Below are 11,024 nucleotides of genomic sequence, written 5' to 3'. Positions count from 1 at the left end.
CACAGTTTTCAATGCTCGTTCGTGCGGTTTTGAGCCATGTTATGCCGACATTTGCGGCAACGTCAAGCCTCCCTGAGAGAAACACCGTCAGTTCAGCGATGTTCGCGGCCAACAGCCCCGGGTTTCTGCGAATAAGAGGGTCAATGTGGTGCACGATCGATGCCGGTATCTGCCGAAGTCTGCCGATTTTTCACTCGACTGTGCTAGAGATGTGTGCATGGACGCAACCGCACCGTCGCCCAAGCGACGACTTCCCGCGGGCCGCAAGGCCGACCTCGCCGCCTTCGTCGAGCAGGTCGGAGAAGTGACCGTCGGAGGTCTTGCCGAGCACTTCCGCGTCTCGATCGACACCATCCGTCGCGATCTCGATCAACTCGATCGCGAGGGCGTGGTCGTCCGCACGCACGGAGGCGCCGTCAGCGCCGAAGCGCAGCTGAAGGATCGCGCTCTCGACGTGCGCCTGCGCATGCAGACCGAGGAGAAGGAGAAGATCGCCCGTCTCGCCGCGGGACTGATCGACGACGGCGCTGTCATCATGCTCAATGCGGGCACGACCACCCTCGCGCTCGCGCGTGCGCTCCGCAATCATCGCGATCTCACGATCGCGACGAACAACCTGCGGATCCCCGCGGAGATATCACCGTCGGTGTTCCGCGATCTCTATGTGTTCGGCGGTGCGGTGCGTGCGATCACGCAGGCGACGACAGGACCCGTCACCTTCACCATGACCCCGGGCGGCCCTGAAGTGGACATCCGATGCGACCTGGCACTGATCGCCGTCGGCGCTATCGACGCCGCGGGCTTCTCCACGTCCAACATGGGGGACGCCAACATGATGGCCGAGATGATCCAGCGCGCCGAGCGCACCGCCATCCTCGCCGACTCCTCGAAGGTGGGCCGTCGGCTGTTCGCCCAGGTGGCCACTCTCGATCGCGCCGACTACCTGGTCACGGACTCGGCCCCCGACCCCGAGTTCGCCGCAGCCCTCGCCCAAGCCGAGGTCGAGGTCGTCAGCCCCTGACGCCCCTCCCGGTCGCCAGGGGCTGAACCCCTCAGACCGCGTCGAGGTCGGTCTCGAGCAGCGCCGCGAGCTCGTCGAGCGCCTGCTCCGCGCCGTCGGCATCCGAGCGCAGGGTGACGGTCGTCCCCTTCGATGCTCCGAGCCCCATGAGCGCGAGGATGCTTCCGGCGTTGAGCTCCGCTCCGCCGCCTGCGGAGATCGTGACGGGGATGCCCTTCTCCTGCACCGCCGCCACGAAGAGCTTCGCCGGACGAGCGTGCAGGCCGGAGCCGCTCGCGATGGTCGCCTGTCGTTCTGCCATTTCGGTTTCTCTTTCTCTCTGTTCTCAGAAGGATGCGATGCGGGCGGGTCAGGCCTCGGCGGTCACGCGGGATGCCTCGGCGACCGGCGCCTTCGAGCGCGCGAACCGCTTGAGGCCGATGACGGCGAATGCACTGACGAGGGTTCCCGCCGCGAGTGCGATCAGGAAGCCCCAGATCGGGTCGATCGCGAAGAACACGAAGATGCCGCCGTGCGGGGCGAGTGACTGCACCGAGAGTGCCATGCTCAGAGCACCCGTCACCGCACCGCCGAGCATCGAGGCGGGGATCACCCGCAGCGGGTCGGCGGCCGCGAACGGAATCGCCCCCTCGCTGATGAACGATGCCCCCAGGAGCCACGCCGCGACTCCGTTCTCGCGTTCCACCGGAGTGAACAGGCGGCGGTCGAGCACCGTCGACGCCAGCGCCATCGCCAGGGGCGGGACCATTCCCGCGCACATCACGGCTGCCATGATCAGGTACGGCGTGGGGTTGTCGGTCGAGGCGGAGGCGAGTCCGGCGGTCGCGAACGCGTAGGCCACCTTGTTGACGGGGCCGCCGAGGTCGAAGCACATCATGAGTCCGAGGATCACTCCGACCAGGACGATGCCGGATGTGCCGGCGAGTCCGGTCAGCCATTCGTTGAGCACGAGCATCAACCAGGCGATCGGGCGGCCTAGGAAGAGCAGCATGAGCCCGGACGCCGCGAGGGAGGCGAGGAGCGGGATGATCACGACCGGCATGAGGCCGCGGAGCCACCGCGGAGCATCGATGCGGCCGATGGCCCAGGCGACCGTTCCTGCGAGCAGACCCCCGACGATTCCGCCGATGAAGCCGGCGTTCATGAGCACGGCCACCGCACCGGCGACGAATCCGGGGGCGATTCCCGGTCGATCCGCGATCGCGAAGGCGATGTACCCCGAGAGCGCCGAGACCAGGAAGCCCATCGAGGTCGCACCGATCACGAACAGCACCGAACCGATGTACTGGCCGAGACCGCCGGCGGGCAGATCCCACAGCGCGTTCTCGAGGATCACGGTGAACGCCTGATTGTCGGCATTGACCTCGTAGCCGCCGAACAGGAAGCCGAGAGCGATGAGCAGACCACCGCCGGCGACGAACGGGATCATGTAGCTCACGCCGGTCAGCAGGATGCGCTGGATGCGACGACCCAACGACTGCGGGGCCGCTGCGGCCGAGTCGCCCGCCGATGCCGCGGAGGACGCCGCTCCGCCGACGCGCGCCGCCCTCGGGTCGGCTGCGGCGGCGATCGCCTCGGCGATGAGCTGCGTCGGCTCCTCGATGCCGCGTTTGACGCCCGAGCGCACGACCGGCTTGCCCGCGAAGCGCTCCTGTTCGCGCACGTCGACGTCGACCGCGAAGATCACGGCATCCGCCTGATCGATGACGCTCTGCGGCAGTGCCTTGTAGCCGCTGGAACCCTGCGGCTCGACCACGAGGTCGACGCCCTGCTCGCGGCCGGCGGCGGTCAGCGCATCGGCCGCCATGAAGGTGTGTGCGATGCCGGTGGCGCATGCCGTGACGGCGACGATACGCGGGCGCTCCGCGCCCTCGGTCGACGCGGGTACGGCGGCCACTGCCGGCTCGTCCGACGCCGCAGCGGGCTCGTCAGCGGTCGCAGCCGGCTCGTCGGCGATCGCGGCATCGACGATGCGCACCACTTCATCGGCCGAACCCGCAGCCCGCAGAGCCCCGGTGAACTCCTCCTGCATGAGGCTGCGAGCGAGCTTCGACAGCATCGCGAGATGCGCCTCGACAGCGGTGTCCGGCGCCGCGATGAGGAAGACGAGGTCGGCGGGCCCGTCCGGCGCGCCGAAGTCGACCCCCGGGGCGAGCCGCGCGAAGGCGAGGCTGGGGACGGTCACCGACGCGCTCTTCGCGTGCGGGATGGCGATGCCGCCGGGAAGGCCGGTCTCGTCCTTCTCCTCGCGCGCCCAGGCATCGGCGAAGAGCCCCTCGCCGCTGAGGGCTCGCCCCTGAGCGGCGACCCGGTCTGCGAGAGCGCGGATGACCGCGGCCTTGTCGGTGCCGAGCGGCGCGTCGATGCTGACGAGATCGGCGGTGATGGTGTCGGACATGATGACCTCCAGTGGTCGTCAGTGATCAGATCGATCGAACAGAGATGTCGTGGGACCCGAGGTCGGCCGCTGTCGGCACCTGGGTTCCGGGGAGCGACGCCGCAGCGGCGCCGTAGCGGACCGCCGACGCCAGCCGGGTGGCCGCCTCGGCACCGGCGAGGTCGGCCAGCAGATAGCCCGCGAGCGAGCTGTCACCGGCCCCGACGGTGCTCACCACGCGGATGCGCGGTGCGGGGGCGAACCACGCTCCCTCCGCAGTCACGAGTGCGGCGCCTGATCCGCCGAGCGTGACGAGAGCGGCGGCGACCCGCTCGGGGACGATGGCTCGGACGGTGTCGACGATCGCCTCGGGGCTGCTGCCGTCGACGGCCACGCCGAGCAGTTCGGCGAGCTCGTCGTCGTTCGGCTTGATCAGGTCGACCGATGCGTGGGTGACGATCTCGAGAAGAGCGGGTCCCGATGCGTCGACGGCGATCCGCGGCGAACGGCTCCCCCGACGAGCGCGCACGGCACGGACGACGTCGACGTAGAACGTCGCTGCGGCGGAATCGGGGAGCGAGCCCGCGAGGACCAGCCAGTCGGCATCCGCGCTCGCGTCGACGACCGCCGCCACCACCGACGCGGAATCCGCGAGACTCAGCGGGCTGCCCGGGAGATTGACCTTGGTGGTGACCCCGTCGGGGTCGGTGATCGCGAGGTTCGTCCGCACCTGACGTGTGACGGGAACCGCGACGGTCGGGATGCCGGTCGCGGCGAGCGGAGCACGGTAGGGATCTTCGCTCGCGAGCGGGAGCACGGCCAGGGTGTCGACTCCGGCGGCGGCGACCACACGGGAGACGTTGACGCCCTTTCCTCCGGCCTCCTCCTGCGCGGAGCGGGCGCTCTGCACCTCGCCGGGGCGCAGAGCCGCGTCGAGCGCGATCGTCCGGTCCAGCGCCGGGTTCACGGTGAGGGTGACGATCATGCGACCCAGACCTCCACTTCGGCGTCCGACAGCGCGGCCGCGAGCTCGGCGGGCGGCTCCGCGTCCGTCACGAGCACGTCGATGTCGCGCAACGCCGCGAACGACACGAGCAGCTCTCTGTCGTGCTTGCTCGAATCCGCCACCAGGATCACGCGACGTGCCGCGCGGACGATGGCCGCCTTCACCGATGCCTCGTCAGGGTCCGGAGTGCTGAGTCCGAAGCCGGCCGAGATGCCGTTGGCTCCGATGAACGCGACGTCGGGGCGCAGCCGCCCGATCGCTGCGACCGTCTCGGCGCCGACTGCTGCGGCGGTGACTCCGCGGATCCGTCCGCCGATGACCGTGAGCGCAATGTCATCCGCCGCGGCGAGCATCGGGGCTATCGTCAGCGAGTGCGTCACAGCCTCGACGTGTGCGCGAGCCCCCTGAGGCGCGGGGGTGGCTCGAGCGGCCAGTCCGTCGGCGACCGCGGCGGCGGTCGTGCCCGCATCGATGAACACGGATCCGTGGAAGTCGCTGCCGAGCGTCGCCAGGGCACGCGCGGCGATCGCCCGCTTCTCCGCCCCGTGCTGCAGAACGCGCTCGAGCACCGACGACTCGTTGGTGCTGTCGTCGTCTTTCGCGACCGCTCCCCCGTGGACCCGCACGAGAGAACCGGTCTCTTCGAGTGCGGCCAGATCGCGGCGGATCGTCTCCGTCGTCACGTCGAAGCGATGCGCGAGGTCGACGACGGAGACTCGCCCCTCGTCGGCCAGGATCCGTTCGATCCCCTGCTGGCGCTCCATCGCGTACATCGCTGCTCCGTTGCTGTGAAGAACTTTCCCACAAGATACAACACAGAACAACACAAAGACAAGAGCAGATGTGGTTTCATCTTCGATGCGTGATCGTGGCACCGGCACGACGAAGCGGGCCGGGGATCACTCCCCGGCCCGCTCCTCATCGCGTCAGATCAGAACCATCCGTGGATGAGGTCCCACAGCCAGTCGATGATGCCGCCGATGATGCCGCCCACGCCTCCGGCGCGGTTGACGGTGACGGTGGCCGTGGCCTCGTCTCCGTCGGCCTGCGACGCCGCGACCGTGTACTTGCCCGGCTGAGCGTTCTTGGGAACCGTGACCGCGGTCGAGAACGTGCCGTCGGCGGTCACCTGTACGGTGCCGACCTCGATCGGTGCGCCCTTCTTGGGGCGCATCTCGATCGTCACGGTCTCACCCGCCTCGTAGCCCTCGCCGGTGATCTGCAGCTTCTTGCCCGCAGCCACCTTCGACGAACCGAGGTCTATCGATCCCGCGAACTCGGCAGGCTCCTCACCCGCGATCGTGAACGGCACCTGCACCGTCGTTCCGGTTCCGGCGACCGCCACGGTGAGCAGCTGCTCCCCGTAGACACCCGACGGGACCGTGAAGGTGAGCGATGCACGCCCCACCTCGTCGGTGGTGTCGACGATGGTCGGATCGATGACCCCCGAGGCGAGCTGCGCGTCGCCGAGCGAGAGCGTCACCTCGCCGGGCGCCTGCTCCCCCGCACTGAAGGCGAGCGATGAGAGAGCCACCGACACCTGGTCGCCGGCGCTGTAGCCGTCGGCGTCCGCCGCGCTGACCGAGACGCCGACCGCACGCTGGGCGAGGTCGGGGGTCGCCGTCTTGTTCGCGTCGAACCAGTCGACCATGGACTGCAGGTCGATCTTGCCGGTGTCGCGTTTGCCCGCGCCCTCACGGAAGGTGGAGAAGTTGTCTCCACCGGCGGCGAGGAACGAGTTGGCCGCGACGGTGTACTCCGCCGCAGGATCGATCGGGGTTCCGTCGAGCGTGATCGACGTGACCCGCGAGCCCTGTGCCGCGGCGGGGTCGTACGTGTAGACGAGCCCCTCCGAGACGCCGAGCTTGAGGAACGGTCGAGCAGACCCTGTGGGCTGCCACTGCTCCTCGAGCACACCCTTCAGCTGCGCACCGGTGAGGGTGAGCGTCACCAGGGTGTTCGCGAACGGCTGCACCGTCGCCGCCTCGCGGTAGGTCACGTTGCCGTTCGGATCGTTCGCGTTCGACGACGCATAGGTGAGGTTGGCACGGATGCCGCCCGGGTTCATGAGCGCGATGTCCGCACCCGTCGACCACTTCTGCACATCGGCCACGAAGTTGCCGATGGTGGACTCGCCGCCCCGGTTCTCGGACCCGTTGGTCTGACGCGCGCGGTTGAAGTCGGCGGTGATGTCGCCGACCTTGACCGCTCCGAGCACGTCGGCATCGGCCTTGGCCTTCGCCACGATGTCGGCGACCTCGGGCACCGCCGGATACAGCGCCTGGCCGTTCGCGGTGAGCGGCTTGATCTCGTTCGTGATCGAGAGCAGCTCCTTGCTCTCGGGATCGACCTGGAGGTTCATCAGCCCGAGGTTCTCCCCGTACTGGCCAGCCGAGATGACGGGACGACCATCGATCACGTGGTTGTAGGCCAGATGCGTGTGCGCCGAGACGATGGCGTTCACGTCGTCGTCGACCCCGTAGACGATCTCACCGAGGGGCGAGTCGGGGGTGATGCTCGAGAGCTCGGTGCTCGCGGCGCCCTCGTGGACGAGAAGGATGACGACGTCGGCCTCCCCGTTCGAGGCGTCCCCGTCTCGCAGGTCGTCGGCGACGGCGTTCACCGAGTCCGCGATGCTGCGCACCTCGAGATCGGCGATGCCCTCCGGCGACACGAGCGAGTCGAGGTCCTCGGTCACGGCACCCACGAAGCCGACCTTGACTCCGTCGAGCTCCTTGACCCAGGCGGGAGCGAGCGCGGGCTCACCCGTCTCGGTCAGGAAGACGTTCGACGAGATGTACTCCCACTCGGCGCGGTCCTGCACACGGTCGCGCAGGTCTTCCCAGCCCTGATCGAACTCGTGGTTGCCCGCTGCGCTGACGTCGAGCCCCGCAGCGTTGAGCGCGTCGATCGTGGGATTGTCGTCGTTGATGAACGAGGTGAACGTCGAGGCGCCGATCAGGTCGCCGACGCCGGCGAAGATCGTGTTCGGGTTCTCGGCCCGGAACTGCTGCACGGCTCCCGCGACGACCGCAGCGCCGGCCGCAGCGCCGTCGGCCTCGATGCGGCCGTGGAAGTCGTTCATCGTGACGACGTCGATGCTCACCGGCGGGATCTCCGACGAGACTCCGACGATGATCGGGTCGTGGTCGCTGGAGCGGAACGGAGTGCCCGCCTCGGCGGCGCCGAACGCATAGCCACGATCGCTCCACTCCGGGGAGTTGATGCTCCAGACGCCTGCGCCGGTGATCGACTCTGCGAGCGACGGCGAGGCCAGCACGTGGTCGAGCGAGCCGAGCTCGCCGTCGAACGTGTAGGTGTGCTGCTCCGGCGCCTTGTCGCGAGCGACATCACTCCACCCTGCGGAGGTGAACACGTCGATCGGGTCTTCCTTCGCGTAGGCGTTGAAGTCGCCGATCAGCAGCATGTCGCTGCTGCCGGTGGCCTCCTCGATCTCGGCGGTGAAGCTCTTGAGAGAGTTCGCCTGCTTCACGCGATCGGCGTTGAAGAAGCCCTGCCCGTCGGCGGGCTCCGCACCGCCGCCCTCGGGGGCGGACTTCGACTTGAAGTGGTTCGCGACGACCGTGACGACACGGCCGTCGACATCGAACGCCTGGGCGATCGGCTCGCGGGCATTGCCCCACACCGATTCATCGGTGACGGTCAGGCTGTCGCCCACCGTCGACACGGCGTCCTTCTTGTAGATGATGGCGCTCGTGATGAAATCGGTCGTCGTCGCGTCGTTCAACTCGTCGGGCGTGCGGACGTAGTCCCACTCGTCTGCCCCCAGCGCGTCGTTGAGCCCGTCGACCAGGTCGGCGAGCGCCTCGTCGAGAGAGCCGCCCAGCTTGATCGAGTTCTCGATCTCCATCAAGGACACGATCTCTGCATCGAGCCCGTTGATCGCCGCGACGATCTTCGACTTCTGGATCGCGAACTGCTCGGCGGTGGCGGCGCCGCGCGCATTCGAGTTCTCGCTCTTGAGCGTCGTGAAGTAGTTGAACACGTTGAAGGACGCGACCTGCACATCGCCGCCGACCTCGGGAGCGCTCTCCGCGCGCGGATTCGTGCTGGTGAACGCGGCCTTCTGCTCTGCGGGAGTCGTGCTGTCGATCGGCACGGTCGGCTGCAGACGCCAGTCGTCGAAGCCGTACTGCAGCACGTAGCCGCTGTCGCTGAAGTCGACCGTGTCGCCGTTGCGCACGACCTGGTCCTTCGTGAAGTACGGCTGGTCGTTCGGGTGCCCGTTGTTGGTCACCTGGATCGACCACGCGTCGTCGAGCAGGATGCGGTTCGCGCGATTGGCGGCGGCGATCGCCGCGGCCTCGTCGCCCGGGCGCGCGATCTCGGTGCTCTTGACGTTGAGGTCGCCGCCCGCGTTCAGCCACAGCGTGCCGAAGTTGTAGAGCTGGTGGCTCGACGCGACGCGGTAGGTGCCCGCAGGCGCGACGTACATGTTCTCATACTGCTCGCGATCGGGGCCGACCACCGTGTCGGGCAGCGGCGTGAGCGCGGGGACCCCGACGCCGGCCTGCACGACCGAGATGCCCGCGAGCGAACTCGGGTTGATCTGCGTCTGGCCGAAGTACTCGCTGACCGATCCCGTCACCGAGACGAGGTCGCCGATCGCGAGCGTCGGAGCGAGCGCGTTGAGGTACACGAAGACCCCGTCGGAGGCGCCGGGGGTCGCGTCGGTCTCTCCGCCCGAACCCTGCGTCTGGATCACGACGCCCTTGTATCCGCCCGTGCGGAAGTCCGCCGTCACGACGCCCTCGACGGTCACGGTCTGACCGCTCAGCGGCGAGACGTCGGTGGTTCCCTGCACCTCGGCGATCGACGCCGTCACGGGTTCAGTGCCCGGGTCGGTGCCCGGGTCGGTGCCGGGATCCGTGCCCGGGTCGGTGCCGCCCGCATTCTGCGGGGTGATGGAGGCGGACAGGGTGAAGTCGGCGCTGTTGTCGTCGGTGTCGACTCCGCCCGTCCGGTTGAGGGACTTCACGTCGGTGTTGCCGGAGGGCGCAGTGGCGGCCTTGGTCTCGAACGTGTTCGAGGTGCCGTAGCCGAGCACGTCGACGACGCCGTCGACGCCCGCGACCGATCCCGGCGTGAGCGCGACCGCGGTCGTGCCCTCCACGAGCGCGAGCGTGCCGTTCGTGCCGCTCGGGTTGAGGTTGCCCACGGCATCCGCCGTGGGCAACGCGGCACCGTTCGTGCCGTTGCTGCCGCCCTGCACGAGGTAGTGACCCCCTGCCGGGATCGTCCCGGTCAGCGGAGCGACTCCGTTGAAGGCGCCTGTTCCGGTCGCCGAACGGTACTGGAGGGAGAAGCCGTCGAGCGAGACGGGCTGCGAGGTCGGGTTGTAGAGCTCGACGAACTTGTTCGTGAACGCCGCGCCGGCGCTGCCGCCCGAGAGGTATGCCTCGTTGATGACCACCCCCGTCCCTGCGACGTCGGCGGAGGCGGGGGCTGCGATCAGGGCGCTGGCGCCCAGAGCGGCGACGCAGGTGGCGGCCACGACGCCGATGCGCCCCCGACCTCTGCGATGTGAACCGGGAACCATGTGGTTCGCGGCGTCGGGAGCGGACATCATCGGTGTTTGTCTCCTCGGGTGGGATCTGGGCGACGGTTCTCGTGGAACCGCGTCAGCACGGGCTCTCAGCCGGCGCACATGTGAGCGAGCATACGGAGGCCCTCCGACAACCTCAACGGAGTTTTCCGATTGGTAACCAAGCCCTCACCGAACGTCCGCACCCGCCCCTGACGAAGGTAGAAGGCGGCGCGACCGATCGCTCGCATGCGCGAGGACGAGCGCGCAGATGCGCGTGCGCTCAGAGAGTCGCCGCGCCTGAAGCGGTGTCCTCGAACTCCTCGACCTCGCGCTCCCAGGCGTCCTTCGCGAGCCGGTACCAGAGGTAGAACGCGAAGCCGGCGAAGACCGCCCACTCCGCCGCGTAGAAGATGTTGAGCCAGTTCACGGGCGACATCTCGTCGGGCGCGGGCGACGAGATGTCGATCAGTCCGGCCTGTGCGGTGGTGGCGGCGAGGAACGGGCGGTAGACGTCGAGCTGCTCCGTGTCATGCCAGACGCTGAGCAGAGCGGCCGTCGACATGCGGTCCATCCGGGTGGGATCGTCGGCCGGCGGCATCGAGGGCCCCTCGTCGGAGATGATGCGTCCGGCGACCTGCACCTCGGCTCCGCGTTCGGCTTGCGCCGCGAGCTCCTCGACCGCCGCGTCGGCGACGGCGCGGTCGTCCGTCCATCCGAGCGCGACCGCGATCGACGTGCGCTCGGCGACCCTGAGCTGACCGGTGACCCAGTAGCCCTCGACATCGTCGTTGTAGCGGCTGGACACCACGACGAAGTCCTCGGGCACCCACACGCCGGAGGTCTCGACCTTCTGACCGACCAGCGGCTCCGCGAGGTACTCGCCCGGCTGCACGACGTCCTCCAGTGGACGCACCTGCTCGGTGACCCCGGGAGGCGGCGGATCGGTGTCGATCGCGCGCTCCAGCTGCCATTGGCCGAGCCAGGCGAACACGCCGGCGACCACCAGGCACAGCACGAGCATCCCTATCCAGCGGCCCCGGAGCATGACCTCGCGGAGCGTCGGGGGGAACAG

7 protein-coding genes are annotated in these 11,024 nt (G+C 68.7%); 1 reads left to right on the top strand and 6 read right to left on the bottom strand.

Going from position 1 to position 11,024, the window contains the following annotated elements; genetic code table 11:
• Positions 1–217 precede the first annotated feature (217 nt).
• The gene (locus RWO82_RS09240; RefSeq protein WP_314425981.1) at positions 218–1,021 is read left to right on the top strand and encodes a DeoR/GlpR family DNA-binding transcription regulator; all 804 of its coding nucleotides are present in this window, start codon (positions 218–220) and stop codon (positions 1,019–1,021) included.
• Between the two features lie 31 nt (positions 1,022–1,052).
• Here RWO82_RS09240 and RWO82_RS09235 read toward each other — a convergent pair whose 3' ends face one another.
• The 6 genes from RWO82_RS09235 to RWO82_RS09210 all read right to left on the bottom strand — a co-directional run bounded on the left by RWO82_RS09235 (position 1,053) and on the right by RWO82_RS09210 (position 10,997).
• Positions 1,053–1,322, bottom strand: coding sequence for an HPr family phosphocarrier protein (locus RWO82_RS09235; protein ID WP_314425979.1), 270 nt, complete (start codon positions 1,320–1,322; stop codon positions 1,053–1,055).
• A 48-nt stretch (positions 1,323–1,370) separates the two neighbouring features.
• Positions 1,371–3,419 (bottom strand): fructose-specific PTS transporter subunit EIIC, encoded by a 2,049-nt coding sequence (locus RWO82_RS09230; RefSeq protein ID WP_314425976.1) that lies wholly within the window; start codon positions 3,417–3,419, stop codon positions 1,371–1,373.
• 25 nt (positions 3,420–3,444) lie between these two features.
• On the bottom strand, positions 3,445–4,383 hold the full coding sequence (locus RWO82_RS09225; protein ID WP_314425975.1) for a hexose kinase: 939 nt from the start codon (positions 4,381–4,383) through the stop codon (positions 3,445–3,447).
• A complete protein-coding gene (locus tag RWO82_RS09220; RefSeq protein WP_314425972.1) occupies positions 4,380–5,177 on the bottom strand; it encodes a DeoR/GlpR family DNA-binding transcription regulator in 798 nt (265 codons plus the stop codon). Before RWO82_RS09220 ends, RWO82_RS09225 begins: the two co-directional genes overlap by 4 nt.
• Before the next feature lie 158 nt (positions 5,178–5,335).
• Positions 5,336–9,991 carry an ExeM/NucH family extracellular endonuclease gene (locus RWO82_RS09215; protein WP_314425969.1) on the bottom strand — a complete coding sequence of 1,552 codons (4,656 nt, stop codon included), beginning with the start codon at positions 9,989–9,991 and terminating at the stop codon, positions 5,336–5,338.
• A 241-nt stretch (positions 9,992–10,232) separates the two neighbouring features.
• A complete protein-coding gene (locus tag RWO82_RS09210) occupies positions 10,233–10,997 on the bottom strand; it encodes an SURF1 family cytochrome oxidase biogenesis protein (RefSeq protein ID WP_314425992.1) in 765 nt (254 codons plus the stop codon).
• Between the last annotated feature and the right edge of the window lie 27 nt (positions 10,998–11,024).

It is taken from the genome of uncultured Microbacterium sp., from assembly GCF_963521645.1.
Taxonomy (GTDB): domain Bacteria; phylum Actinomycetota; class Actinomycetes; order Actinomycetales; family Microbacteriaceae; genus Microbacterium.
Note: the sequence above shows the minus strand (reverse complement) of the source record. Positions and strands in the feature narration are given on the sequence as shown.